The sequence below is a fragment of the Hydrogenophaga sp. genome, from assembly GCF_036675665.1.
Lineage (GTDB): Bacteria > Pseudomonadota > Gammaproteobacteria > Burkholderiales > Burkholderiaceae_C > Hydrogenophaga.
This window is the reverse complement of record NZ_JAKFEO010000006.1, coordinates 417,447-444,022: the sequence shown is the minus strand read 5'-3', so window position 1 is coordinate 444,022 and position 26,576 is coordinate 417,447. Positions and strand designations below refer to the sequence as shown.

The 26,576-nt window shown below is 65.2% G+C and carries 25 protein-coding genes; 12 read left to right on the top strand and 13 right to left on the bottom strand.

Annotated features, from left to right (window positions below):
- The first annotated feature begins 1 nt into the window (after position 1).
- Positions 2–1,075: a chemotaxis-specific protein-glutamate methyltransferase CheB gene (gene cheB, locus V6M63_RS02525; protein WP_332739110.1), complete on the top strand. Its 1,074-nt coding sequence runs from the start codon at positions 2–4 to the stop codon at positions 1,073–1,075.
- 1 nt (position 1,076) lies between these two features.
- Positions 1,077–2,783, top strand: coding sequence for a response regulator (locus V6M63_RS02520; RefSeq protein WP_332739108.1), 1,707 nt, complete (start codon positions 1,077–1,079; stop codon positions 2,781–2,783).
- Between the two features lie 338 nt (positions 2,784–3,121).
- On the opposite strand, the gene V6M63_RS02515 is transcribed toward V6M63_RS02520, so the two are convergent.
- The 10 genes from V6M63_RS02515 to mltG form a co-directional block, all read right to left on the bottom strand.
- Positions 3,122–4,135, bottom strand: a complete 1,014-nt coding sequence (locus V6M63_RS02515) for a sodium:calcium antiporter (RefSeq protein ID WP_332739106.1) — start codon at positions 4,133–4,135, stop codon at positions 3,122–3,124.
- 60 nt (positions 4,136–4,195) lie between these two features.
- The gene (locus tag V6M63_RS02510; protein WP_332739104.1) at positions 4,196–4,669 is read right to left on the bottom strand and encodes a phasin family protein; all 474 of its coding nucleotides are present in this window, start codon (positions 4,667–4,669) and stop codon (positions 4,196–4,198) included.
- Between the two features lie 371 nt (positions 4,670–5,040).
- Positions 5,041–6,552, bottom strand: coding sequence for a tripartite tricarboxylate transporter permease (locus tag V6M63_RS02505; protein ID WP_332739102.1), 1,512 nt, complete (start codon positions 6,550–6,552; stop codon positions 5,041–5,043).
- A 13-nt stretch (positions 6,553–6,565) separates the two neighbouring features.
- Positions 6,566–7,054 carry a tripartite tricarboxylate transporter TctB family protein gene (locus V6M63_RS02500; RefSeq protein ID WP_332739100.1) on the bottom strand — a complete coding sequence of 163 codons (489 nt, stop codon included), beginning with the start codon at positions 7,052–7,054 and terminating at the stop codon, positions 6,566–6,568.
- Positions 7,055–7,184: 130 nt separating this feature from the next.
- Positions 7,185–7,865 (bottom strand): ankyrin repeat domain-containing protein, encoded by a 681-nt coding sequence (locus V6M63_RS02495; protein WP_332739098.1) that lies wholly within the window; start codon positions 7,863–7,865, stop codon positions 7,185–7,187.
- A gap of 13 nt (positions 7,866–7,878) precedes the next feature.
- Positions 7,879–8,700, bottom strand: coding sequence for a TatD family hydrolase (locus V6M63_RS02490; RefSeq protein ID WP_332739096.1), 822 nt, complete (start codon positions 8,698–8,700; stop codon positions 7,879–7,881).
- A gap of 76 nt (positions 8,701–8,776) precedes the next feature.
- Positions 8,777–9,148, bottom strand: coding sequence for a PilZ domain-containing protein (locus V6M63_RS02485; RefSeq protein ID WP_056274396.1), 372 nt, complete (start codon positions 9,146–9,148; stop codon positions 8,777–8,779).
- A 98-nt stretch (positions 9,149–9,246) separates the two neighbouring features.
- Entirely contained in the window at positions 9,247–10,290 is a 1,044-nt protein-coding gene (locus V6M63_RS02480; protein WP_332739090.1) for a DNA polymerase III subunit delta', read from the bottom strand.
- The gene (tmk, locus tag V6M63_RS02475; RefSeq protein ID WP_332739088.1) at positions 10,287–10,946 is read right to left on the bottom strand and encodes a dTMP kinase; all 660 of its coding nucleotides are present in this window, start codon (positions 10,944–10,946) and stop codon (positions 10,287–10,289) included. Before tmk ends, V6M63_RS02480 begins: the two co-directional genes overlap by 4 nt.
- A gap of 25 nt (positions 10,947–10,971) precedes the next feature.
- Positions 10,972–11,961, bottom strand: a complete 990-nt coding sequence (gene mltG / locus V6M63_RS02470; protein WP_332739086.1) for an endolytic transglycosylase MltG — start codon at positions 11,959–11,961, stop codon at positions 10,972–10,974.
- A gap of 168 nt (positions 11,962–12,129) precedes the next feature.
- On the opposite strand from mltG, the gene ygfZ reads away from it, so the two are divergent.
- Both ygfZ and V6M63_RS02460 read left to right on the top strand, forming a co-directional pair.
- The gene (gene ygfZ, locus V6M63_RS02465) at positions 12,130–13,065 is read left to right on the top strand and encodes a CAF17-like 4Fe-4S cluster assembly/insertion protein YgfZ (RefSeq protein WP_332739212.1); all 936 of its coding nucleotides are present in this window, start codon (positions 12,130–12,132) and stop codon (positions 13,063–13,065) included.
- Positions 13,066–13,076: 11 nt separating this feature from the next.
- Positions 13,077–13,904 (top strand): NRDE family protein, encoded by an 828-nt coding sequence (locus V6M63_RS02460; protein ID WP_332739084.1) that lies wholly within the window; start codon positions 13,077–13,079, stop codon positions 13,902–13,904.
- Positions 13,905–13,907: 3 nt separating this feature from the next.
- Here V6M63_RS02460 and V6M63_RS02455 read toward each other — a convergent pair whose 3' ends face one another.
- Both V6M63_RS02455 and V6M63_RS02450 read right to left on the bottom strand, forming a co-directional pair.
- Positions 13,908–14,771, bottom strand: a complete 864-nt coding sequence (locus V6M63_RS02455; protein ID WP_332739082.1) for a YbgC/FadM family acyl-CoA thioesterase — start codon at positions 14,769–14,771, stop codon at positions 13,908–13,910.
- 94 nt (positions 14,772–14,865) lie between these two features.
- Complete coding sequence (locus V6M63_RS02450; RefSeq protein ID WP_332739081.1) at positions 14,866–15,846, bottom strand: alpha/beta hydrolase; 981 nt, start codon at positions 15,844–15,846, stop codon at positions 14,866–14,868.
- A 142-nt stretch (positions 15,847–15,988) separates the two neighbouring features.
- Between V6M63_RS02450 and V6M63_RS02445 the strand changes: the two genes are divergently transcribed.
- The 8 genes from V6M63_RS02445 to V6M63_RS02410 all read left to right on the top strand — a co-directional run bounded on the left by V6M63_RS02445 (position 15,989) and on the right by V6M63_RS02410 (position 25,663).
- Positions 15,989–17,125, top strand: a complete 1,137-nt coding sequence (locus V6M63_RS02445) for an iron-containing alcohol dehydrogenase (protein WP_332739079.1) — start codon at positions 15,989–15,991, stop codon at positions 17,123–17,125.
- Positions 17,126–17,425: 300 nt separating this feature from the next.
- A complete protein-coding gene (locus V6M63_RS02440) occupies positions 17,426–17,683 on the top strand; it encodes a response regulator transcription factor (RefSeq protein WP_332739077.1) in 258 nt (85 codons plus the stop codon).
- Between the two features lie 40 nt (positions 17,684–17,723).
- Entirely contained in the window at positions 17,724–19,202 is a 1,479-nt protein-coding gene (locus V6M63_RS02435) for a hypothetical protein (RefSeq protein WP_332739075.1), read from the top strand.
- 61 nt (positions 19,203–19,263) lie between these two features.
- Positions 19,264–20,733, top strand: a complete 1,470-nt coding sequence (locus tag V6M63_RS02430; RefSeq protein WP_332739074.1) for a hypothetical protein — start codon at positions 19,264–19,266, stop codon at positions 20,731–20,733.
- 11 nt (positions 20,734–20,744) lie between these two features.
- Positions 20,745–21,392, top strand: a complete 648-nt coding sequence (locus tag V6M63_RS02425) for a glycoside hydrolase family 19 protein (RefSeq protein WP_332739073.1) — start codon at positions 20,745–20,747, stop codon at positions 21,390–21,392.
- 26 nt (positions 21,393–21,418) lie between these two features.
- Positions 21,419–22,549 carry a hypothetical protein gene (locus tag V6M63_RS02420; RefSeq protein ID WP_332739072.1) on the top strand — a complete coding sequence of 377 codons (1,131 nt, stop codon included), beginning with the start codon at positions 21,419–21,421 and terminating at the stop codon, positions 22,547–22,549.
- A 313-nt stretch (positions 22,550–22,862) separates the two neighbouring features.
- Positions 22,863–25,097, top strand: coding sequence for a winged helix-turn-helix domain-containing protein (locus tag V6M63_RS02415; protein WP_332739070.1), 2,235 nt, complete (start codon positions 22,863–22,865; stop codon positions 25,095–25,097).
- Positions 25,097–25,663, top strand: coding sequence for a GNAT family N-acetyltransferase (locus tag V6M63_RS02410; protein WP_332739068.1), 567 nt, complete (start codon positions 25,097–25,099; stop codon positions 25,661–25,663). The genes V6M63_RS02415 and V6M63_RS02410 overlap by 1 nt, the downstream gene beginning before the upstream one ends.
- On the opposite strand, the gene trhO is transcribed toward V6M63_RS02410, so the two are convergent.
- Positions 25,595–26,566 (bottom strand): oxygen-dependent tRNA uridine(34) hydroxylase TrhO, encoded by a 972-nt coding sequence (gene trhO / locus V6M63_RS02405; protein ID WP_332739067.1) that lies wholly within the window; start codon positions 26,564–26,566, stop codon positions 25,595–25,597. The two genes, V6M63_RS02410 and trhO, sit on opposite strands and share 69 nt — an antisense overlap.
- Positions 26,567–26,576: the final 10 nt, after the last annotated feature.

Genomic DNA, 26,576 nt, shown 5'->3' with positions numbered 1-26,576 from the left:
CATGACCGATGGCAAGATCGATGTGCTGGTGGCCGAAGACTTTGCGGTGACGCGCATGTTCCTGGTGCGCCTGCTCGAATCCGACCCGCAGATCCGCGTCGTGGGCGCCGTTGGCGACGGCCAGGCCGCGGTGGATTTTGTTCTGAAGAACAGGCCCGACGTTGTGCTCATGGATCTGTACATGCCCAAGCTGGACGGCTTCGAGGCCACCCGGCGGATCATGGAAACGCGACCACTGCCAATTGTGATCTGCAGCGCCGTCGCCGATCCCAGGGAACTGGACATCATCTTCCGCTCGCTGGAGGCGGGCGCGGTGGCCTGCATTGAAAAACCCGTCGGCAGCGGACATGCGCAGTTCGAAACCAATGCCGCGAACCTCCTTCAGACCGTCAAATTGATGTCCGAGGTCAAGGTCGTGCGCCGCCTGGCGCGCTCGGGGCCGGCGCCCGCCGCTGCAGCCCGCCCCGCGCCATCGCTGCGCGCTCCAGCAGAGATCAAACTCGTCGGCATCGGCACCTCCACCGGCGGGCCGCCGGTGCTGCAGTCCATCCTCGCCGGACTGTCAAAGGATTTCCCCGCGCCGGTCCTCGTCGTGCAACACATTGCGCGCGGCTTTCTGACCGGCATGGCCGACTGGCTGAGGCAGACCTCCGGCCTGCAGGTCCATATCGGCTCTTACGGCACCCTGCCGTTGCCGGGACACGTGTATCTGGCCCCCGACGATTTCCACATGGGCATCGGTGCAAGCGGTCAGATTGTCCTCACCCGGGAGGGACCGGAGAACGGACTGCGGCCAGCGGTCTCGTTCCTGTTCCGCTCGCTGGCCGAAGCCTACGGCCCGAACGCACTGGGGGTGCTGCTCACCGGCATGGGCAAGGACGGCGCAGCAGAACTGAAACTGATGAGGGACAAGGGCGCGATCACGATCGCGCAGGACAGCGAAAGCTCGGTCGTGCACGGCATGGCCGGCGCAGCCATCGCCCTGGGGGGCGTGACCCATGTGCTGCCGGCCGACAAGATCGCCGCAGCGCTGGTCTCACTGGTCAACAACAGAAGCAACAAGGCGAGGAACTGAGATGGTCGATACAAATTTGGGGGTCGCGGAAGCACCGGCAAAAATCCTGATCGCAGAAGACAGCCCCACCCAGGCCCAACGGTTGCGGCACATTCTCGAGCAGCAGGGTTACGAAGTCCGTGTGGCCGCCAACGGCCGCCTGGCGTTGGAAATGGCGCCGCAGTTCCAACCGGCGCTGGTCATCAGCGACGTGGTCATGCCGGAGATGGACGGTTACGAGCTCTCCCGTCGAATCAAGACAGGCGTCGGACTTCGCGACATCCCGGTGATCCTCGTCACCACCATGTCCGATCCCCAGGACGTGATCCGCGGCCTGGAGTGCGGGGCCGACAACTTCGTCCTCAAACCCTATGACGAACGTTATCTGCTCGACCGCGTGCGCTACGTGGTCATCAATCGCCAGATGCGCCGTCCGGAAGACGCGGGCATGGGCGTGGAGATCTATTTCAACGGGCAGCGGCATTTCATCACCGCGGACCGTCTGCAGATCCTCAACCTGCTGCTGTCCACCTACGACGCCGCCATCCAGCGCAACAAGGAACTGAGCCGGATCCGGGAAGCGCTGGAGAAGAGCTCGTCCGAACTGCTGGCGGCAAACCAGTTTCTGGATTCGGTGATCGAGAACATCCCCGACATGGTTTTCGTCAAGGATGCCGTCGATCTGCGTTTTGTCCGCCTCAACCGCGCCGGGGAGCAACTGCTGGGCTACTCCCGGGCGGAGTTCCTCGGCAAGAACGACCACGACTTCTTCCCCAAGGACCAGGCGGATCTCTTCACCGCCAAGGACCGCGAGGCGCTGGAAGCCGGCACGGTCGAAGACATTCCCGAAGAGCCGATCAAGACCCGCGAAAAAGGTGTTCGGCGGTTGCACACCAAAAAAATTCCCATCCCTGACGAACACGGCCGAGCGCGCTATCTGCTGGGCATTTCCGAAGACGTCACCGAACAGAAGGAGAAGGAGCGGGAGATCCTCAGGCTGAACGCGGCGCTGGCGCAACGGGCCACGGAGCTCGACGATGCCAACAAGGAACTGGAATCGTTTTCCTATTCGGTTTCGCACGACTTGCGCGCACCGCTGCGGCACATCAACGGCTACGTCAAGATGCTGGCCGGGGACATCGGCGATCAGGTCGGGGACGAGCCGCGGCGCTATCTCAAGGTGATCGCCGAGGCCAGCCGGCACATGGGACAGCTCATCGACGACCTGCTGGATTTTTCCCGCATGAAGCTGGTCGACATGCGCGAAGCGCGGGTGGATCTGGGCGAACTGGCGCGGGAAGTCCTGGCGAATCTGGAAACGGAAACGCACGGACGCAATATCGCCTGGAACATTTCTCCCTTGTCCACGGTCGCAGGCGACGCGGCGATGCTCAAGCAGGCACTGGTCAACTTGCTGGGCAACGCGGTCAAGTACACGCGCGACCGCGACCCGGCGCGGATCGACATCGGAACCGCGGGCGAGGAAAACGGCCGTGTCGTCGTGTTTGTGCGCGACAACGGCGCCGGATTCGACATGCAATATGCGGACAAGCTGTTCGGCGTGTTCCAGCGGCTGCATCGGGCCGATGAGTTCGAGGGCACGGGCGTCGGCCTGGCCAATGTCCAGCGCATCATCGCCCGGCACGGTGGCCGGATCTGGGCCGAGGCCGAGATCGACAAAGGCGCAACGTTCTATTTCACTTTGAAGCCGGCGGCAGCAGAAGAGTGAAGAGTGAATGGACCGGAGCTACCAGCTCCGTCCGCCGCGCAACTTGCCGTCCTTAACTTAACATAATATACATCGTGGAAGATGTAAACATCACCCAGGAAACGACCCTGCAGCCCAGAAACCCGCATGGTTGGCTGGCGCAACTAGAAGAACCCATTTGTGGAAGGCAATGGCAGCAAACATGGGCACTCCGGCGCAGCGCGCGTTGGGCGACGTGACGCCACAGGAACTCGCCGGCATGGACTTCGTCGCCGGCTCCATGGGCTCCAAGGTGCAGGCCGCCCGCGATTTCGTCAACCGTGCCGGTGGCATGGCTGGCGGGCACGCGGGTGATCCTTTCATGACTTGCTCAGGTAGACCAAAGCCGCGTTCACCACGTATGCCGCCACCAGCCCCACGCTCACCCAGCTGAGCACGCGCAAGGCGCGACCTTGCGGACGCATCACCAGACCGATGATGACCAGGCCCGTCATCACCAGCGCCGTCACCGCCGTGCCGGCGTGCACGGCCGAGGCATCGGCCAGCAGCGGGCCGCGAACGTAGAAGGCGTCGTCCACCGCGAGAATGGCGACGTTGAACAGGTTGCTGCCCAGCAGGTTGCCGATGGCCATGTCCAGCGCCCCGAGCCGCAGGGCGCCCAGCGTCACGGCCATCTCCGGCAAGGTGGTGACGACGGCCATGAGCACGGTACCAACGAAGCTGCGTGACACCCCCAGTGCCTGCGCCATGCCGTCGGCCACTTGTGGCAGCCAGCTTCCCGCAGCCAGCACCACCAGCGCGGCCAGCCCGAAGGCACGCCACTCGCGTCGGGTCTGTTCCGGCGGCGCTGGCGTGGCGGGCACGAGTGCTGCAGCGGCATCGGCCATCACCTGGCGCTCGTGCCCATGCACGCCCCGCAGCGCCAGCAGGTACAGCGCCAGCAACAAGGGGCTGTATACCCCGACGTGCAGCACCGCCGGCGCACGCGCACCCGTGAGCAGACTCAGGGCGACAAAGCCCAGCATCACCACGCCGAAGCCGGCCGACAGCAGGTGCGTCGCGCTGGCCTCGCGGTACATCGGCTGCTTGCGCTGCAGGGCGTCCACGACGACGAGGAACAGCAGGTTGATGACGCAGGCCCCGAGCGCATTGCCCACGGCGAGGTTGGGCGCATCGACGAAGGTCACCGCGCTGATGCCCGAGGCCAGTTCGGGCAGGGAGGTTACCGTGGCCAGCAGTGCCAGCCCGACCCAGCCGCGTCCCCAACCGTAGGCCAGGGCCAGGCGGTCGGCGCTGCGGCTGAGCACGTAACCCGCGCGCCCGATCAACACGGCGCAGACCGCAAGCTGGACCACCAGCCAGGTGAGCGTCACGGGCGCCCCCCGCTCGCCGCGCACCCATTGTCGGGGTGCCCTCCTCGGTCATTCTGCGGCTCACGACGCCTTGGAATCCGCATTGCCCTTGAAGAAGTTCATCCAGCTGCTCGCCAGCGCCCGCATGCTGTCGACCGACGCCGCCGCGGGCGGAAGGCCTCCGTCATCGACCAGGTGATCGAAGCGGCTGATCAGCTCGTTCTGCGTGTCCACGGCCACCACACCGATCTGTTGCCAGTAGCGGGTGGCGCCGTCGACGTCAAAGCGCATCAGGTCGACCTGAATCTCCAGCAACTGCGCGGGGTCTTTGGCTTCCCTGAGCCGCTGCGCGGCGTTCGAGTAATGGGTCAGCGCGTCATGCGCCGCTTTCTCCTGGATGTGGCGCAAGGCTTCGAAGCCCTGGAAGATCGCGCAGGCGCCCTCGGTCGCCAGCGTCATCTGCTGGCGCGGCAGATCGAGCGCGGCGTTCAATGCCTCGGCGGGTGCCACAACGGCTGGCGCGGGTTTGGTGGATCGGCGGGTGACCATGATCATGTCCTTTCCTGTGTAGTGGAGGTCGCGCGGTCGGTGCGACTTATCTTGAAGGCTTTGCAGGCGTCTCGACGGGACCTCCATGCCCGCCGAATGGTTTCTGACCGCGGAACTCACGGCACCAGCACCGCCGCCCCCTTGTGCAGCAGGCGGAAAAATGCCTCGCCATCGTCACGCGTGAGGTTGGCCACCGATCGCAGTTCGCGTTCGCCCCACAGCAGGCCAAGGCCGTGCAGTCCCCGCTGTACAAGGACGCATGACGAGGGGAAACCGCTTTGCCACGGGTAAAAAAGCCCGGACTTCAAAAAGAAAAAACCCGACTCAAGGTCGGGTTTGTTTCACATCCATCTGCTTTCTTGAGCAGATGCGTGCGGTCATTCTTCGACGAATGCTTCTTCGCGCTTCTTCTTGATCGAAGGCAGCAGCACGATCACCAGCAGCAGGACAGCAGCGCCCAGCAGCGAAGCCGAGATGGGACGGGTCACGAACACCGACCAGTCGCCGCGTGAAATCAGCAAGGCGCGGCGCAGGTATTCCTCCATCATCGGACCGAGGATGAGGCCCAGCAGCAGAGGTGCCGGCTCGCAGCCCAGCTTGATGAAGCTGTAGCCGATGAGACCGAAAATGGCCACCATCCAGATGTCGAAGCTGTTGTTGTTGGTCGAGTAGACGCCGATTGCACAGAACAGCAGGATGGCGGGGAACAGCCAGCGGTACGGGACCGTCAGCAACTTGACCCACAAACCGATCAGAGGCAGGTTCAGGATCACCAGCATGAGGTTGCCGATCCACATGGACGCGATCAAACCCCAGAACAACTCCGGGTTCGAGGTCATCACCTGGGGGCCAGGCTGGATGTTGTGAATGGTCATGGCACCCACCATCAGCGCCATGACGGCGTTGGGCGGAATGCCCAGCGTCAACAAAGGAATGAAGGAAGCCTGCGAACCCGCGTTGTTGGCCGCCTCCGGTGCGGCCACGCCACGGATGTTGCCCTGGCCAAAAGGCACTTCGCCGGGCTTGAGCTTGGTTTTCTTCTCGATGGTGTAGGCCGCAAAGGACGACAACAGTGCGCCACCACCCGGCAGGATACCCAGCATGGAGCCCAGCGCCGTACCACGCAAGACCGCGGGTGCCATGCGCTTGAAATCTTCCGCGGTCGGCATGAGGCCATGCACCTTGCCGGTGAACACCTCGCGCGTGGCCTCGTCGTGCGACAGGTTGCTGATGATCTCGCCGTAGCCGAAGATGCCCATGGCGATCACGACAAAGCTGATGCCGTCGGTCAACTCGGGAATGTCGAAACTGAATCGCGCCACACCGGAATTCACGTCGGTGCCGACCAGGCCGATCAGCAGACCCAACACGATCATGCCCAGCGCCTTGAGCAACGAGCCCGAGGCCAGCACCACAGCGCCAATGAGACCCAGCACCATCAGCGCGAAGTACTCGGAGGGGCCGAAGCTCAGCGCCACCTCGGTCAAGGGAGGCGCGAACGCGGCCAGCACCAGCGTACCGACACAACCAGCGAAGAACGAGCCGAGCGCAGCGGCCGACAAGGCTGGGCCTGCCCTGCCCTTGCGGGCCATCTGGTAGCCATCGATCACCGTGACGACGGAAGACGATTCACCAGGCAGGTTCACCAGAATGGCCGTGGTGGAACCGCCGTATTGCGCGCCGTAGTAGATACCAGCCAACATGATGAGCGCGGACACGGGTTCCAGTCCGTAGGTCACGGGCAGCAACATGGCAATCGTGGCCAGCGGACCGATGCCGGGCAGCACGCCGATGAGCGTACCCAGCAGGCAGCCCACGAAGGCGTAGAGCAGGTTCTGCAGGGTGAAGGCGACGCCGAAGCCCAGCGCGAGGTTGTCAATGAGGTCCATGGGGTGTCTCCGGTCAGGCGGTCAGGAAAGCAGGCCACACCGGGAACTGCAGGTTGAGCATGTAGACAAAGGCGCCATAGCTGCCCACGGCGAGGATGGTCGCAAGGATCACTGATTCCTTCACGTTGCAGTTCGGGCGCGCAAAGCCTGCAATGATCACCAGACCGTAAATGGCGACGATGAAGCCCATGGCCGGAATGCCCAGCGAGGGCAGTCCCACCAGCAGCACGCCGAAGATCAGGTTGGCCCCGAGCACGAAGCCCAAGGGGCGCCATGCGATCTTGCCGATGGGGTCGCCGTCGGGTGCCTTGCTGCGAAAAGACAGGACCGTGATCACGATGCCGAGGACCGTGAGCAAGATGCCGAGCAGCAGGGGGAAGTACCCGGGGCCCATGCGGGCCGCGTTGCCTACGTCGAAATTCGTTGCACCCACGGCGAACGAGATGCCCACGATGGTGAACATCAATCCAGAGAAAAAGTCTTTTTGACTTGCCAGCTTCACAGTGTCTCCTCCAAATAATGGGTGCCGCGATTTTGATCCGGTCAAAGCAATTGCCCCATGTGGGTTACACCTACATACGCGGTCGCGTGAAGCGCCTCGTCTTCACACTGCAGACGTCCGCGAGGCGTGCCTACCAGCGACCCTTGGGCTGTTTCGCCCGGACGAATGCCGCGATGAGGTTGGCCGATTCGGCCCTCTGGGCGCGGTTGGCGAAATCGATGGCCGTGAGTCCCTGCTGGTTCTTCAAGAGGGGATCGGCGCCCTCTTCCAGCAGCAGCTTCACCACCGTGGGGTGGCCGTAGTGCGCGGCCATCATCAGCGGCGTCGTGCCGTTGGGTGACTCGGCATCGATGTAGGCGTGGTGCTCCAACAAGAGACGCGCCATGGGCAGACTCGTTTCGTCGGCGTTGGTGGCGGCGTAGTGCAAGGGAGTCCAGCCGGGCTTGTTCACTTCGGCATTGCGTGCGATCAGGCGCCGGGCCGCTTCCAGCCTGCCCTTGAGTGCCGCCATCATCAGCGGGCTCTCGTCATTGGGGGTGCGACTTTCAACCTGCACTTTGGCCTGCCCCAGAAGGAAGTCCGTGACCTCTGGTGCTTCGTCGCGCAAGGCAAGAAACAGCGCGTGTTCGCCCCCCTCGTTTCGCGTGTTCAGGTCGAATCCGCGTTGAGCCAACTGCCGCACCGCGCCGACGTCATCGCGCTTGACCGCCGAGAAGAAGTCGGTGAACGAGTCGGCCCACAGCGTGGTGGAAATCAAGAACAGTGGCAGCAACAACCATTTGAAAACAATGGTCTTTTTTGTATTTTTCATGTGAACTCTCAAGTCAGGATTTCGTCGGAGATGACCTGACGCGGTCAAACAGGCGATCGAAGTTCACACTCGTGGCCTGCGCCACCTCGGCCACGGTCAGGCCCCGGATCTCGGCAATCTGCTCCGCGACCCTCGGCACGAAGGCCGGTGAATTGGTTTTGCCGCGATGGGGCACCGGTGCCAGATACGGGCTGTCGGTCTCGATCAACATGCGATCCAGCGGCACGAACGCGGCGACCTCGCGCAGGTCGCTCGCGCTGCGAAACGTGAGGATGCCGGAGAACGAGATGTAGAAACCGAGCTCGAGCGCGGCGCGAGCCACCTCGGCCGTTTCGGTGAAGCAGTGAAACACGCCGCGAGCCGTGTCCATCGAGCCGGCCTCGCCGTGAAAACCACCCTCATCGCGCAGGATGGCCAGGGTGTCTTCAGAAGCACTGCGGGTATGGATCACCAGTGGGAGGCGGGTGCGCCGTGCAGCACGGATGTGGGTGCGAAAACGTTCGCGCTGCCAGGCCATGTCGGCCGTGGTGCGATCGCCCAGACGGTAATAGTCCAGCCCGGTCTCACCAATCCCCACCACGCGTGGACGTGCAGCCCGTTCAATCAAATCGTCCAACGTGGGCTCCTGCACCCCCTCGTTGTCCGGGTGCACGCCCACCGTGGACCACAGGTTGTCGTGCTCGCGTGCCAGCGTGTGCACATCTTCGAACTCTTCCAGCGTGGTGCAGATGCACAGCGCCCGGTCCACCTGCGCCTGTGCCATGGCACTCAGGATCTCGGGCAACTGGCTTTTGAGTTCTGGAAAATTCAGATGGCAGTGGGAATCGGTGAACATGCGGGCCCTGGGAGTTCGGCAGCGGGAAGCGGGCCATTCAAGGCCCGATCGGCGGCACAACGGGAGAAAGGCCGACTCAGAGCGTCTGGGTGGCGCGGTCGGATCCGAGGCTGGAGCCGAGGATTTCCTCGATCTTCAGCTTCAACATGCGCGACTTCTCGTCGGACGGGAAGCGGATGCCGACACCTTGCGTGCGTCCCCCGGAGGCTTTGGCCGGGGTGACCCAGGCCACCTTGCCCGCCACCGGATAGCGTTGCGGGTCGTCTGGCAGGCTGAGCAACACATACACATCGTCGCCCAGGCGGTATTCGCGGGACGACGGAATGAAGATGCCGCCGTCTGCGAACAGGGGAATGTAGGCGGCATAGAGCGCTGCCTTCTCCTTGATGGAGAGCTGGATCACGCTCGGGCGCGCCGCAGCCGCCGAGGGAGAAGGGTTTGTGCTCATCGGTGGGAGTTTAGCGGCAATCCCCCACGGGGTGCGTCCTGTTGCATAGCTGCGAAGCCATGCCCGGCTGGGCATTTTCTGCGCGGTCGCGCAGCGCGTCAGTGCGGCCTGGCCGCCAACACCTGGCGCGTGCGCGCAGCCCAGGCTTCCTGCATGAGGCCTGGGTTGTAAGGGTGCTCGACGGAGCGCGCGGCCTGCATCAGTTCGCGCGACCAGGCGGCCAATGCCGTCATGCGCGGGGCGGCGGGCAGTCCCGCCGTGGGGAAGAACCGGGCCGGTGCGCCCGAGCCATGGGCCATCAGGTCGTGACACAGCTTCTGCAACACGGCGAGCTGCCGGGCCGCGGGCCAGTCGGCCAGCACCGACCAATCGCCTCGTGCCAGCGCCTGAGGCAAACCCGCCCAGGCTTTGGCATCCAGTCCGCTGGAGGCCCAGGCCAGCGCGTCATCGGGTCGTCCGCCCGCCGCCTGCAGCCACACCGAAGCCTGCTCGGGCGTGGGCGGTGGGGCGGGTGATTTGCCACCCGCTTGCGCGGCGCTCACCTGCCCGATCAACCAGCCGAGCGCCTCTGTCTGCGCCGGCCAGACCATCGCGTGGGTCTGACAGCGGCTGCGGATGGTGGGCAACAGCTGGTGCGCCGACTCGGTGGCCAGGATGAAACGCACCTCGCCGACCGGCTCTTCCAGCGTCTTGAGCAAGGTGTTGGCCGACTCCATGTTCATGCGCTCGGCCGGGTAGACCAGGATCACCTTGGTGTTGCCGCGCGAGCGGGTGGTCTGGGTGAAGGCCACCGCGTCGCGCGCGGCTTCCACCCGGATCAGCTTGCTGGCCTTGCGCTTCTTGTCGTCGATCTCCTTTTGCGCGCTTTCGTCCAATGGCCAGCCCAATTCGAGGCTGAGCACCTCGGGCATGAGTGCGCACAGGTCGGCATGGGTGCGCACGTCGATGGCGTGGCAACTGCCGCATTCGCCGCAGGCGCCCTGCGGTGTGGGCTGTTCGCACAGCCAGGCGCGCGCCAGCGCCAGTGCCAGGTCGTATTGCCCCAGACCCGACGGGCCGGAAAGCAGCAAGGCGTGGCCGCGTTGGGCCATCAGGCTGACGAGCTGGGTCTGCAACCAGGGCGCAAGACTTGACCCGCTCATGGATGCTCCTCGGCCCGCAGCCAGCCGCGTTGCTCGAAGGCCTGCCGCACGTGGCGCCACACCACGTCCTTGGGCTGGTCCGAGGCCACGCGGGCGAAACGCGAGGGATCCTGCTGCATGCGATCGCCGTAGCCGGCGGCCACCCGCTCGAAGAACGCCAAGGGCTGGGATTCGAAGCGGTCGGGCAGGCGCGCGCCAGCCAGACGCTGGGCAGCCACGGCAGGTGGCAGATCGAACCACACCGTCAGGTCGGGTTGGCGCAGGTGGTCGTCCTGGTCGGGCAGCGCCTGCACCCAGCGCTCCAGTTGGCGCAGCACGTCCAGGTCGAAGCCGCGACCGGCGCCCTGGTAGGCAAACGTGGCATCGGTGAAGCGGTCACAAAGCACCACGTCGCCGTGGGCCAGCGCGGGCTCGATCACCTGCTGCAGGTGGTCGCGGCGCGCGGCAAACATCAGCAAGGCTTCGCTCAGTGGATCCATCGGGTCGTTCAGCACCAGCTCGCGCAGCTTTTCGGCGAGCGGCGTCCCTCCGGGTTCGCGGGTGAGTGTGACGGCCCTCCCCTGTGCCCGAAAGGCGTCGGCCAAGCCAGCAATGTGGGTGGATTTGCCCGCACCGTCGATGCCCTCAAACGTGATGAAAAGTCCGGCAGTCTGCATGAAAGGGAATGAAGTTCGGGCGGGATCAGCGGCGCAGGATGTAGCGCCGCACCGCGGCATTGTGCTCTTCGAGCGTGGCGCTGAACTGGCTTGAACCGTCGCCCCGGGACACGAAATAGATGGCGTTGGTGTCGCCTGGCTGCACGGCGGCCCTCAGCGACGCGGCCCCCGGCATGGCGATCGGCGTGGGGGGCAGCCCGACGCGGGTGTAGGTGTTGTAGGGCGAGTCGGTCAGCAGGTCGTCGCGACGCAGGTTGCCGTCGAATCGCTCACCCAGTCCGTAAATGACGGCGGGGTCGGTTTGCAGGCGCATGCCGATGCGCAGCCGGTTGGAGAACACACCGCCGATGCGGCGGCGGTCGCTCTCCAGACCGGTTTCCTTTTCGATGATGCTGGCCAGGATGAGGGCCTCGTCCGGTGAGCGCAGCGGCACGGTGCTGTCTCGCTGGGCCCATGCCTCGGTCAGGCGCTTGTCCATGGCCTGCGCGGCCTGGCGCAACACGCTGGAGGCGTTGGCGCGCTTGGCCACGCGGTAGGTGTCGGGGAAAAACCGCCCTTCCGGGTGGCGGCCGGGGTACCCGATGAGGGCCATGATGTCGGCCGAACTCAGGTTGTCGAGGTCCTGGGTGAGGTCGGGCGAGGACCGCACCAGATCGAAGACCTGACGGTAGTTCCAGCCTTCCAGCAGGGTGATGCTGCGAAAAGCCTGCTCGCCCCGCACCAGCTTGGAGAGCAGACGGCGCGGCGTGGTGCCCGGCGCAATTTCGTAGCTGCCGGCCTTGATGTCGCGCGACTGGCCGGACACCCGGAACCAGCCGTACAACAGGACCCAGGGGGTCTGAACGCCCGAAAAAGAGAGCTTTTCGGCTATGCTGCGCGCCGATTGGCCGGGCTCGATCTCCACGTCCAGGGGCTTTTGCTCGGTCACGCCGGGGGCCAGTCGCAGCGGTTCATCGATCCACCACACGCCGAAGGCGCCTGCGATCAGCAGGGCCGCCAGTGGCAGCATGAACATGAGTTTGAGTAGGCGTAACAAGGGTGTGAGCTCAGCAGGGTGATGGGGCCGGCGCGAAGCGCCTGAAGCGGTCACACGATGATAATCGGGCACTTCCACAGCGCGGCGTGCCTCTTGCGCCGCTCCCGGCACCCCCGGGCGCCCCACATGAACACCACCAGCACCGCCATGACCCCATCCTTGCCACTCGAGGCCCCTCAAGTTCTGCACGGTGTCGCCCGGCTGACCCGGCTGGGGGCGATCCAGGTGGACGGCGAGGACGCCGCGACGTTTCTTCATGGCCAGCTCACGCACGATTTCGCACTGCTGGGCTTGTCCGAGGCGCGCCTGGCGGCCTTCTGCTCGGCCAAGGGCCGCATGCAGGCCAGCTTCGTGGGCTTCAAGCGCAGCCACGACCAGATCCTGCTGATCTGCAGCCGGGACCTGCTGCCCGCCACGCTCAAGCGGCTGTCGATGTTTGTGTTGCGCGCCAAAGCCAGACTGAGCGATGCCAGCGAGGCCTTCGCCATCTGGGGCCTGGCCGGCAGTGCCGTGCCCGCCGCCCTGCCCGATGCGCCGTGGACGCAATGGCGCGACAACGACGCCAGCGTGGTGCGCCTGTACCCCGCCGACGGAACCGCGCGAGCCCTGTGGGTGGCCCCCGCCACCGCCTCGGCGCCCACCGGTGAAGCGTTGAGCGAAGACCTGTGGAACTGGCTGGATGTGAAGAGCGCGGTGGCCACGCTCAGCCAGCCGGTGTTTGAGGCTTTCGTGCCGCAGATGCTCAACTACGAGTCGGTCGGCGGCGTGAACTTCAAGAAGGGTTGTTACCCCGGCCAGGAGGTGGTGGCGCGCAGCCAGTTTCGCGGCACGCTCAAGCGCCGGGCATATCTGGTGCACGGCCCTGAACCTCTGACTGCCGGGCAGGAGGTGTTCCACAGCAGCGACGCCGAGCAACCCTGCGGCACGGTGGTCCAGGCGGCGCCCCACCCGGGTGGCGGCTTCGATGCCATCGTGTCGATGCAGACCAGCGCGGCCGCCGACGGCAGCCTGCACGCCGGCAGCGCCAGCGGGCCGGCGCTGAGCCTGTTGCCCCTGCCCTACCCGTTGCTCGACGACATCTGAGTGGCTTGGCCATGTGCCTGATTGCCTTCGCGCTGAACGCCGATCCGGCTTGCCCGCTGCTGATCGCCGCCAACCGCGACGAGTTCCTGGATCGGCCCACGGCGCCGCTGCACCGCTGGCAGTTGGACGACGGCACCGAGGTGGTGGGGGGCCGCGACCTGCGCGACGGTGGCACCTGGCTGGGTCTGAGCACCCATGGGCGCCTGGCCATGCTGACCAATGTGCGCCAACCGCTGCCGTTGGCAGCGCGGCGCAGCCGCGGCGAGCTCGTCACGCGCTGGCTGCAGAGCGATGGTGATGTGATGCGGTTTGCGGCCGGCATCGCACCGGCTGACTACGGCGGTTTCAATCTGGTGGTGGGCGACTTCCATGCCCGCGCCTGGCACTGGCTGGGCAACCGCGACCCCGATGCGCCGCACGCCAGCGAAGCGAACGTGCTGCACCAGCGTGCACTGGATGCCGGCATCTACGGCTTGTCCAACGCGAGCCTGGACACGCCGTGGCCCAAGACCCAGCAACTGAAAGCCGCGATCGGCGAATCCCTGACCAGGGCATCCGACTGGTTGTCACCCTTGTCCCGAGCCCTGACCCACGACCAGCCGGTGCTGGACCCGGAACTGCCGCGCACTGGCGTGCCCGACCACATGGAACGGGCACTCTCCAGCCCGTTTGTGCGCATGGCCGATCGCGCCTATGGCACGCGCACCAGCCAGGTGGTCAGCGCACGAGCCCATGGGAAAGGCTTCGCCGTGACCGTCCACGAATGGACCCACGACCCCACCTTGACCGTGGCCAGTCTGGCGCCTGAGCATTCGCGCCGTGAAACGCTGGTGTGGTGAGCCTCAGAGCCGCTTGAACATGGTCACGTGCGGGATGCCGGCCTCTTCAAACGGCTCGCCCAGCACCGTGTAGCCCAGCCGGACATAGAAGCCCTCGGCGCTGCGCTGCGCGTGCAGCACCACCTCGGCGTCGCCACGCTCGCGGGCCGCTTCCATCAAGGCCTGCAACACGTCGCGTCCCAGGCGCCCGCCACGCAGCGTTCGGTCCACCGCCATGCGCCCGATCTTGGAAGTGCCCGGCTCGTGGGCCAGCAGGCGGCCGGTGGCCAGCGGACGGCCCAGCCGGTTGTAGGCCACCGCGTGCACGGCCGTGGCGTCGGCTTCGTCCCACTCCAGCTCTTTCGGAATGCGCTGCTCCTCCACGAACACCGCGGTGCGCAGGCGCCGGGCGTCCGGGCCGAGTTCGCTCCAGGCGCCCACGCGCACCTCGGTCACGGCCTCACCCGCTTCATAGCCGGTGAGGATGTCGCGCAGCAATGGGGGCACCGGTCGTGACGTCTGCGTGGCCGGGTCGGCAAAGACGTAGATGATTTCGCCGGAGATGAGGTGTTCGTCGCCGCGAAAGATGGCGCCCGTGAAGGTGAGCGACGAGTTGCCGATGCGGCTGCATTTCATGGCCACCTCAAGCTGGTCGTCCACCCGGGCCGACGCGTGAAATTCCACCGTGGCTTTGACCACGTACAGGTCGCCGTCGAGCTGCGCCATGCTTTCCTGGTAGGGCAGACCCAGCGCGCGCCAGTAGTCGGTGATCGCGGTGTCGAAGTACATCAGGTAGTGCGCGTTGAAGACGATCTTCTGCATGTCCACCTCGGCCCAGCGCACGCGCAGGCGGTGGAAGAAGCGGAAGTCGGAGCGTTGCAAGGTCATGTCAGTGCCGCCCGGCCGTCCGAAGGCAAATGACGCGCCCCCTCGGGGGGCAGCGATACGTGAAACGATGAGCGTGGGGGTAGTGTCATGGGGGTCATCCGTTGAAGGCTTGGCGCAGCGCGCGCGCTGCGTCGTTGTGGGCGGTCAGTGCCTGGGGAATGGCACGGCCGAGGTTGATGAAGCCGTGCACCACGCCGGCGTAGATCTCGATGTCCACCGGCACGCCCGCATGCCGCAGCCGGTCGGCGTACATCACGCCCTCGTCGGTGAGCGGATCGCATTCGGCCAGGCCGATCCAGGCCGGCGCGACATCGTCGAGCTCGCGCACGTGGCCATGCTCGTCCACGCCATCGAGTGGGGCAAAGCGCCAGTCGTCGCGGTCGGCCGCGCTGCGCAGGTAGTGGCCAAAGAAGTAGCTGATGTGCCGCTCCTCCAGCAGAAAGCCTTCGGCAAAGGTCTTGTGCGAGGCGGTGTCCTGGTGACCCACGCAGCCCGGGTAGAAGAGCAGCTGCAGCGCCAGCGGCACACCGGCGTCGCGCGCCGCGATCGCCGTCACGGTGGCCAGCGTGCCCCCGGCGCTGTCGCCGCCCACCGCGATGCGGTTCGCATCCAGACCCAGCGCACCGCACTGCTCGCGCAGGCCCGTCAGGCTGTCCCAGGCGTCATGCACGGCGGTCGGAAACTTCCATTCGGGCGCCAACCGGTAGTCCACCGACACCACGGCGCAGTGCGCCAGGTGGGCAAGGTGGCGGCACAGCGCCGCGTGCGTGGCCACGCTGCCCACGGTGAATCCGCCGCCGTGGAAGTACAGCAACACCGGCAGGGCGGCTTCGGAATCCGGCGCGAACAACTGCGCGTGCAACTCCGCGCCATCGCGCGCGGCGAAGCGCAGGTCTTCCACCCTGGGCAGTTTGTGCGCAGGAATCTCCAGCACACCAGCGCCTGCTTCGTAGGCCAGTTTGGCCTGCGCCGGCGTGAGCGCGTGCAGCGGCAGGTGCCCCGCTCGTGCGATGCGCTCCAGCACATGGCGCATGGCCGGCGTCAGGAGCGAACGGGGGTCGGGATGGTGGGACATGGGTCGACATTGTGGCGGGCACACAAAGGCGTGGTCACAGACCCTGTCTTTTGGGTGACGGACCGCGGGTTGGCGGCATAGGCGGATCGAGGCGCGAGCCCTATAGTTTTCGCATCGACAAGAACCCACACCGGAGACCGCCTTGGCCCAGATCCTCTACATCACCAACATCCTGATCGACTTCGGCGTGCTCTCGCAGTTGCAGGCCGAGTGCGAACGCGTGGGCATCCGCCGTCCGCTCATCGTGACCGACGCCGGCGTGAAAGCCGCGGGCCTGCTCGACAAGGCCACCGCCGCCCTGCCCGGTCTGAGTCCCGCGGTGTTCGACCAGACCCCGTCCAACCCGACCGAGGCCGCCGTGCGCGCCGCCGTGGCGGTGTACCAGACGCAGGGCTGCGACGGGCTCATTGCCCTGGGCGGCGGCAGCGCCATCGACTGCGCCAAAGGCGTGGCCATCGCCTGCACCCACCCGGGTGCGCTCAAGACCTACGCCACCATCGAAGGGGGCTCGCTGAAGATCACCGACCGCGTGCCACCGCTCATTGCCGTGCCCACCACGGCGGGCACCGGCAGCGAGGTGGCACGTGGCGCCATCGTGATCGTGGACGACGGCCGCAAGCTCGGCTTCCACAGCTGGCACCTGGTGCCCAAGACCGCCCTGCTCGACCCCGAGCTCACGCTGGGCCTGCCGCCCATGCTGACCGCCGCCACCGGCATGGACGCCATCGCCCACTGCATGGAAACCTTCATGGCGCCGCCCTTCAATCCGCCGGCCGACGGCATCGGCCTTGATGGCCTGGCGCGGGGCTGGGCCCACATCGAGCGCGCCACAAAAGACGGGCAGGACCGCGACGCGCGCCTGAACATGATGAGCGCCAGCATGCAGGGCGCGATGGCCTTCCAGAAGGGACTGGGCTGCGTGCATTCGCTCAGCCACAGCCTGGGTGGCGTCAATCCGAGGCTGCACCACGGCACGCTCAACGCCGTCTTCCTGCCGGCCGTGATCCGCTTCAATGCCGAGGCCGAATCGATGAAGAAGGACAAGCGCCTGCAGCGCATGGCGCAAGCCATGGGGCTGGCCAGCGGCGGTGATGTGGCCGAGGCCATCTCCGACATGAACGCCCGCCTGGGCCTGCCCACGGGCCTGGCCGCCATGGGGGTCACGACCGACCTGTTCGACAAGGTCATCGAAGGCGCGATGGCCGACCATTGCCACAAGACCAATCCTCGCCTGGCCACGGCCGAGGACTACCGGGCCATGCTGCAAGCCGCCATGTAGCCCCGGCGCTGCCTCCGAACTTCCGGGCGCGACATCCTGCTGTCGCGCCCTTTTTGCGTGCGTTGCACATGCCTTGCGCTGGTCGCCGCGAGCTCCGTGAAACCCCTTTTCGGGGGCGTTTTCCGAGTCATCGATTCATGAGCGTTTCATAACCTGTTCGTCAATCCTCCAACGGGTGATTGCCGCAGACTGCCCTCACTGAATTCGATGCCTCCACGGATGACGACAGCCCTGCGCCGAGCAGGGCTCCGGTTGGGTGCATCTGAATTGAGCTCAGACAACCACCAACCAGGGTCGACCATGACATTCGCACCGCGCTTGACTTCTTCCGATACCGCCTTGACCGCCCGCGAAACCGAAATCCTCGATTTCATCGCACGCGGTTTGACCTCGAAACAGATTGCGCGGGAACTGAACATCAGTCCCTACACCGTGAACACGCACCGCGACAACCTGCGTCGCAAGCTCGGTGCGCACAACGGCGCGCAGTTGGCGTCCTGCCGAGCCAACCTCTCGTCCAGCCAGTCTGGCGAGGCAGCGATGGCCCGCAAATTCTGATCACGTTGCCCACCCCACCCCAACTTTTCAGGAAGCTTTCATGTCGACCACCATTCCCTACTCGCCCTCGCTCGTGCTGGGCAGCATCATCGAACCCGCCGCCATCGACACGCTGCTGGCGGTGTCGGCGGCTCAGACGCCCATCGACGCCGCGCAGGAAACCCTGAACTCCTTCATTGCCATGAAACGCAGCCTGGAAATGACGGTTCAGGAGCTCATCAACATGAAGATCGATCCCAAGGATCTCGTGAAGAAGGTGCAGGAAGTGGGTGCAGATGTGGACAAGGCCGCCACCGCCTACGCCACGACGCGCCTGGAGCAGGAGCTCAAGCTGCAGCCGCTGCGCGCGAAGATGCAGATGGTCAATGCCAGCGTGGAGAGTCCGATCGACTACAACCGCACGCAGATCAAGACACTGCCGCTGGCGGCCGATTCATTGAAGCTGGACGCGCAGTTCTTCACGTTCGACGACAACCAGGAGAGCGACAACAACACGCTCTCCAACATCAAGTCGTACGTGAGCGCGGCCACGTCCTTCCTGGGCATCGACACGTCGTTCGACATGGCCAAGACCGCCGTGGACCAGGTCGACAAGCAGCGCCAGCTGCACAAGATTTCGGGCACCCTGGTGCTCACCGCCACCTGCACCCACAAGGAAGCGCAGGTGCTCTCGCCGCTGTGCCTGGATGTGGACAAGGCCATCCGCGTGTGGAACCAGCTGTTCCCCGGTGAGAAGATCCGTACCGACGAGGACGGCATGCGCCAGATCGTCGAGCACGAAGGCTCGCCGCAAGAGAGGGCATTCAACATCATCTCGGGCGCCACGCTGGGTTCGAGTTTCGTGGGCATGGTGCATGTTCTCAACGTCGACAGGACCTCCAGCAGCCAGGACGACGAATCGAGCGAGCGCAACGCCCAGGCAACGCTGGCGCTGGGCGCCGCAGTGGCTTCGATCAAGGGCGGCTTCGGCGTGGACAAGAGCTTCGCCAAGGATGTCAAGAACCTGCTGAGCACGCAGAACATCAATTCCCACGTCACCCTGATCACCGCGGGCTACATCCCCACCATCAAGGCCAACGACGTGGCCATCGGTGTCAAGCAGTTCGCCAACTTCGATCCGTCGGACATGATGACCAGCCTGGCCAAGCTCTCCGACTTCACCTCGGCTGATCGCACCTCCGCCCAGCAGGCGGCCACCGCGGCGCGCACCAAGGGCGAGTTCGTGGCTTTGAAGACGGCCAACATCGACAGCGTGATGCAAAGCCTGTCACAGCTCGATGACGCGAAGAACAGCATGCTGGACATCTCGTCAATGGTGGTTGCCTTCGAGGACTACGTGAAAACCGCCTCGGAAATCACGCCCGAGACGCCGATCGGGGTGCCGATCAACTACTACCTCAAGCCGATCACGCGCACCCAGCTCGCGCAGATGTGGGTGTCGAAGTACTACCCCAACAAGTACGTCGACATCCAGGGCGACGACGCTGCGCGTCCCAAGAAGGATGCGCCAGCCAGCTGAGCGCATCGAGCGCTGACTCCCCCGCCCTCTCTGCAATCCCATCTTCCCCCGGAGCCTTTTCATGCCCTCCTCCATTCCCTATTCGCCCTCCCTCGTGCTGGGCAGCGTCGTGCACCCTGCTGCCATGGCCACCTTGCTGGAGATGTCAGCCCTGCAGACGCCCGTCGATGCGGCGCAGGACACCCTCAACTCGTTCATTTCCCTCAAGCGCGGTCTGGAGATGACCTCCAGCGAGCTGGTGAACATGAACGTCGACCCCAAGGACTTGCTGGCCAAGATGCCCGATGTCGACGCCCAACTGGAGAAGGCCGCCGTGGCCTACGCCACCACGCGCGTGCAGCAGGAGCTCCAGATGCAGCCGCTGCGGGCCAAGGTGCAACTGGTCAATGCCGGTGTGGAGAGCCCGATCGACTACCAGCGCACCGTGATCAAGCCCATGCCGCTAGCGGCCGACACGCTGAAGATGGACGCCCAGTACTTCTCCTTTGACCAGAACGAACAAAAGGCGCAGAACACCATTTCCAACATCCAGAAGTTCATCACCCTGGCCGGCAGCGATGGCGACACCGAGGCTGGTTTCGAGATGGCGAAGACGGCGGTCAAGCAGATCAACCACCAGCGCCAGATGCACAAGGTCGCCGGCACGCTGGTGCTCACCGCCACCTGCACGCACCGCCAAGCCTCGGTGCTGGCACCGCTGGTGCTCGACGTGGACAAGGCCGTGCGGGTGTGGAACCAGTTGTTCCCAGATGCCAAGGACAAGCTGCGGCCCGACGCCAACAGCATGTCGAAGATCGCCACCCAGGAAGGGGCTCCCACCGACAAGTCGTTCAACATCATCTCGGGCGCCACCTACGGCTCCAGCTTCGTCGGCATGGTGCACATCCTGCGCAAGGAAACCACGGCAACGAGCCAGGAGATGGAATCCGATGTGCTGGATTTTCAGATCCGGGCCGCGAAGAAGGACTGGATCAGTTCGGCCAGTGGTTCGCTGGGCGTGGAAGACACCGATGCCGACGACGAAAAGGCCCTCGCCAGCCGCCAGGAGATCACCTCTCACGTGACCGTGATCACCTCCGGCGTGATCCTGGGCATTGCCGGCACCCAGGTGGAGATGGCCGTGAAAACCTTTTCCACCGAAGAGGGAAAGACCACCATGGACTCTCTGGCCGCTCTGGCCAACACGGCCAACACCGAGATCCAGTCCACACAGGCGCTGGCGGCCAGCGCCCGTTCGGGCCAGGCGCTCACCGAACTGCAGGCCAACACGGTGACGAGCGTGTTGACCAAGCTCGGCCAGATCAAGGGCATGAATGTCAAGGTGCTGGATATCAATTCCCTGATGACGGCCTTCGACAACTATGTGACGGCGGCGCGCAGGGGTGGCATCGGTGTGCCGATCAACTACTACCTCAAGCCGATCACGCGCACGCAGCTCGCGCAGATGTGGATGAACAAGTACTACCCCGACAGGCTGCTCGCCATCCAGGGCGATGACAGCGCCGCGGCCGATGCTGCGGCCGGCCAGTGAGGAGGTGCCCGATGACCGCAGACGATCTGGCCGCCCTCACCGGGCGCCCCAGCAACGAGGTGGCGCCCTGGCTTGGGCCCATCGAGGCCGCCATGGCCGAGTTCCAGATCAACACGCCAGCCCGCGAGGCGGCGTTTCTGGCGCAGACCGTGCACGAGTCGGACGGCCTGCGCGTGATGGCGGAGGACCTCAGCTACAGCGCCGCGCGGCTGTCCGTGGTGTGGCCCAGGCATTTCTACCTGGCTCCGGAAGAACCCGATGGCCGCCTGGATGCCAACCTGCTTGAACACCACCCCGAGGCGCTGGCCAATGTGGTCTATGCCAACCGCATGGGCAATGGGCCCGAGAGCAGTGGGGACGGCTGGCGCTACCGGGGGCGAGGCCTCATCCAGCTGACCGGGCGAACCCTCTACACCGAAGCGGGGGCGGCCCTGCAGCTCGATCTGGTCAACGATCCCGACGCCTTGCTGCAACCGGTTGCCGCCGCTCGCGTGGCCGGGTGGTACTGGCAGCGCATCAACGGCAACGCGCTGGCCGACCCCGCCACACCACAGTCCTTCGAGCAGCTGACCGTGGCCATCAACGGTGCAGCGCTGGACCAGGCCCACCGCGAGCAGTTGTGGAAACAAGCACAGACGCTGCTCGGCGCCGAAGCCTGAACGCCACCCCCGAACGAGGTTTGCCCATGAACCGTTTTCTTGTCCGTTCGCTGGCCTGGCTGTGGGTGTGTCTGGCACCTTCGGTCTGGGCCCAGTCGGCTGCCGTCGCGGCAGTGCCGCCCGCGCCCGTCGTGAGCGCACTCATGGGTGAACTGGAGATCGACCGGATCATCGAGGTCCAGGTCGATCACCTGGCGGACTGGAACCTCGCCATCGGCGGGCCCGCCGCGACACGCGCGGGTCCGGCATCGGTGCACCCGGCCTGGCAGCTGGTGCCCTACCTCGACGGGCGTGCCCTCACCGGGGTGACGCCACTGGCGGTGGATCTGGGCCAGGGCCGCTTGCAGTTCCATCTGCGCATCACCGAGCACAACCGGGATACATGGACACACCTGCTCAGTCCGCTGACGTTCCAGCGGGCGGTGCGATTCAGCGTGGGTCTTGAACAAGTGGATCCGTTTGCCACCGACCTCACACGGACCAGCCGGCGCGCGCTCTTGACGGTGATCAACTGGCGCTGGTTGCTGGCCGCCGTTCTGATCGTGGCGGCGTTCAGCGTGGCGTTCTGCGCACTGGCGATGCACACCACCTTGTTGATGGAGCGCTGCAAGCTGCTGGACGGCACGTTGTCGCACCGGTTCAGCCTGGCCAAGGTGCAACTCGCGCTGTGGTTCTTCGTGATCTTCGGTGCCTTTCTCGTGATCTGGCTGTCCACGGGCAACTTCGACACCTTGAACAGTTCCATCCTGTCAACGCTGAGCATCAGCGCCGGCACCGCGCTGGGCGACACGTTCGTGAAGGCCGCGGGTCCCGGCACGGCGACATCGGCCTCGCAGGCCACACGGACCGACATCTTCCTGGCACCGCGCTGGACGGCGCGGCGCTTCATGCGCGAACTCGTCTCCGACGACGAAGGTTGTTCGATCGCCCGCTTTCAAATGCTGGCGTGGACCGTTGCGCTGGTGATCGTGTTTCTGGCCGATGTCTTCGACGACCTTCAAATGCCGGTCTTCGGCCCTGAACTGCTGTACCTGCTGGGTTTGAGCACGGGCACCTACGTTGCGCACCGGTTGCCGGAAATGCAGCGCGATCGCCAGCGAAGTGGCGAAGCAAGTCAGGCTCCCGCGCCAGCGACCCTGCCCACACTGTCGGGATGAACGGGTCGGTCATGACCCGCGGACGGGCCGCCGTGACTTCACCAAACTCCGTTGGTGACTAGGTCGATGAACCTATGGCGCACGTAGTTCCAACGTTCTATAAAGTCGCAACTATTCGAATTAATTAATACTTCCATCGCATTTGCGGTGGTTTGGCGAGGTCGCCGCAGGCCGGCTGTCCAGGCCGGAGCAGCCCCCGGCGCAGATGGCAGGCGGTGGGGAGCCTCTGCGGTGGGGAGCCTCTGAACTGATGGGCTCGAAAACTCGGAGAAGTGGAGACATGGCATGGCGAATCGCCCACAAGGAATCCAAGATGACGGAAAAAAGCAAAGCCTGGCGGGAGGAATACCACTTCGCGAATTGCGTCATTCGCAGCGACACGCGAGAGCTGCTGCGCGACGGGGTGGCCCAGAAGATCGAGCGTCGCTCGTTCGATCTGATCCTGTACCTCCTGAAGCTTGAAGGCCGGGTCGCCAGCAAGGACGAACTGCTGGAACACGTGTGGGGCAACCACTTCGTTTCCGAATCGGTCATCGCGCAAAGCATCATGAAGGTTCGCAAGGCGCTGGGGATCACCGGCAAGGAGCCCGGCCCGATCAAGACCGTTCACCGGGTGGGCTATCGGTTTGCCAGTGAAGTGCGAAAGGCCATTCACTCGCCGCACACCGCGCCCCCGCTGCGCCCACCGGGGCCCACCCGCATCCTGTGGCTGCCCACCGATTGCGCCCTTCCCCGCGCAGACCTGTCCTGGGTCCGATACGGCCTGATCTCGGTAGCGACCCATGTGTTGCACGGGCATGGCGTGCCCACCGTGCCCGCCAGCGAAGCGATCCGGCTGCATGAATCGCTGGAAGAAGATGGCACCCACTGGGCTGACGATCAGGGACCCGGCATCCGGGAGATCGGCATACCGATGGTGCGAAGCCGTATGACGGCGCTGGGCGATCAGTTCCGCCTTGAATGGTGGATGCAGATCGACGGCATCGGTCATGGCAACCAGATCGAAGGCCCGGCCCCAGCCGAATTGGCCCTGCGTGCGGCGCGAGAAGTCGCGCTCATTGCTCGCACGCGATCGGGGGTGCAACTCACCCCGGGGCATGAGGCGAAGTTCTGGGAGGACGCGAGCCAGCTGGTCTCGCTGTCCGTGTCTCTGGATCAGACCGACAAGGCCCTGTCACTGATGGCGATCTGTGTCGACATGCCGCAGTGTCCTCTGCACATCTGGGCCGAGTTCGTGCTGGTGATGGCTCAGCGGGCAGACGAGGCCACCCCCGCGCTCACCCAGCGCATGGCACAACTGGCTCGCCTGACACAGGACTGCGCGCACGAAGGATGGGCGCTTCTCTGCAGTGCCAGGTACCAGCTCCTGCGGCACCGCACGGCGGAGGCCGTCGAGCAGGCCATGGGTGGTGTGGCCATGGTGCGCCATGCGGCGCCGCATGCATGCCACGCCAGAGCACTGCTGCTTGCATCTCAGGTGCTGGCGTTTGCGGGCAAGTCCAGCGAGGCCACGGTGCTGTGGCGGGAAGCCGCCACCCTGGTGAGCCAGGTGTCCTCCCCTGACATGGTGTGCCGTGTGCATCTGCTGCGATGCGAGCTGGACCACATGGGCATCGGACAAGCCGGTGCCGCCGAAAACCCCACCGACGGATTGGCTGCAGCGCGTTGGCTGGGTCTGACGCCCATGACCGCCTGGATATGGGTGTTGCAAGGCCTTCAATCCTGCGCGCGAGGTGAGTGGGCGGCCTGTCGACGGCAACTTGAAGCCGGTCTGCACGCGAGTGAGAAGGGAGAATCTGCACTCGCGCGACTGTTCGCGCATCTTCAACTGGGCAGTTTTCACGCACGTTGCGACGACCAGGCCGGTCTGGCCGCCTGCTTGAACGCGGTCGACCAACCGGCTTTGCGCTCGGCGCCCATGGGCGGCGCGGTGGCTCGCTGGTTGCAAGCCCGTCGGTGCTATCTGGCGGGAGATGCGGTCCAGGCGCTGTCGCTGGCCGAGAAAGCCATGGAGGAGATGGCCGACTTTGGTGTCTGGTGCGCGGAGGACCACTGGCTCTTTGTGGCCCAGCTGGCCCTGGTGGCAGGCAACCGGCGTGCGGCTCGCGCCCTTCTTGAGCGGCTGCAGGCACGACACGAACGCCGCCCGCTTCAGACGCGGCAGGCCACGGCCCTCGCCGTGGAGGGCATGGTGGAATACGCCGAGGGCAACGCGAGCAAGGCCCTGTTGTTGTTCGAACAGGCCTGCCGGCTGGCGCGCGGCTCCCTGATGGGCAACATCCTTTTGTTTGGTCACACGTGGCTGGCCTTGATCGATGGACGCAACCCGTCGCCCGCGCAGTTGGCACCCGCGGGGCAGTGGGTGGAGGCCACGCGCGAAGGCCGCTACCTGCGTGCCATGCTGCTGAACAAGCCTTACTGGGCGATCGCGCAACGGCACCATCCGGTCTTGTTGGGGGCGGCTGGCCGCACCATGCCACACCGGGTGACCGATGTGGGTGAAGGTGGTCATTCAAGCTACGCGCACTACCTTCCGCTGCCTGTGTGATGTCCCGGTTTTGCACCAGAGCACTGGCGCCGACGGATCGCGCCTCGTTCGTGAAATTCGAGCGGAACAACCGTGGGCCGTTTGAGCATTTCAATGAACCGCACCTGCCTCGCTACTACAGCGATGTCGGCCTTGAGCAGGCCTTCGACAAGCTCTTGGCGTGTCAGCACCGCGAGCGGTTCCTGACCCGGGTGACCACCCGAGGCGATTCCCCGCAGTGGGTGGCCCAAGGCAGCCTGACCATGCACAGCACAGCCGAGGGTGACTTCGCCATGTTGGTCTACCAGACGGATCGCCACCACTGGAGACAGGGTGCCGCCAGCGTTCTCCTGGCAGAACTCGTTCAAGAGGCGCAGGCGCTGAGGATGTTCAGGGTGGATGCGATGATCGCCAGTGACAACCTCGTGTCACTGCACCTGTTGCGCCGCGCTGGTTTCAAGGCCGCCGGCTGGACCACACCAGCGGCCCTGCTCCGTGGCCGGGTCAGTTGCCTGCAGCTAAGCCGGTCCTTGCGGGGCGTCGTCGGGCCGTCCCTGCCGCGCGCCCACGTGCACCTGCCCGCGTGACTCCGCCAGTTCGACCTGGCGCTGTCGCTCGGCCAGTTGTGCCTTCTCCTGCGGGCTGCGTTGGTCGTGGCAATGGGGACAGCTCACCCCCTTCACGTACAGCGGCGACGCCTTCTCGGCCGCACTCAGAGGCCAGCGGCACGAGCGGCAGAGCTCGTGGGGGCCGGGCTGCAAGCCGTGGCCCACGCTCACGCGCTCGTCGAACACAAAACACTCGCCTTCCCAGGTGCTCTGGGCGGGCGGGATCTCCTCCAGGTATTTGAGGATGCCGCCCTCGAGGTGGTAGACCTCGTCGAACCCGCGCATCTTCATGAGCGCGGTGGACTTTTCGCAGCGGATGCCGCCGGTGCAGAACATCGCCACCCTGGGTTTCTTCCCGCCATGCAAGGCCGGCTGGGCGTCGAGCCAGGCAGGGAGCTCCGTGAAGGTCTTGATGTTGGGGTTGACCGCGCCCGAGAAAGTGCCGATGGCCACCTCGTAATCGTTGCGGGTGTCGATCACCAGCACGTCCGGGTCGGCCAGCAAGGCGTTCCAGTCCTGCGGCTTGACGTATTGGCCCACGGTCTTGTTCGGATCCAGACCCGGCACGCGCAAGGTCACGATCTCCTTCTTCAACCGCACCTTCATGCGGTGAAACGGCGGGTGGTCGCTCCACGATTCCTTGTGGGGCAGACGGGCCAGGCGCGCATCGGATCGCAGGTGCGCCAGCACGGCGCGCACACCCGCTTCGGGCCCGGCAATGGTGCCGTTGATGCCTTCGCTGGCGATCAGCAGGGTTCCCTTGACGCCGTGCGCGTCGCAGCAGGCCTGCAGCGGTTCGCGCAGGTCGGCGAAGTCGGGCAGATCAACGAACTGGTAGAGCGCGGCGGTGAGGTACATGGGGGCGGAAGGCTCGGCGGACATGGTCGCAATT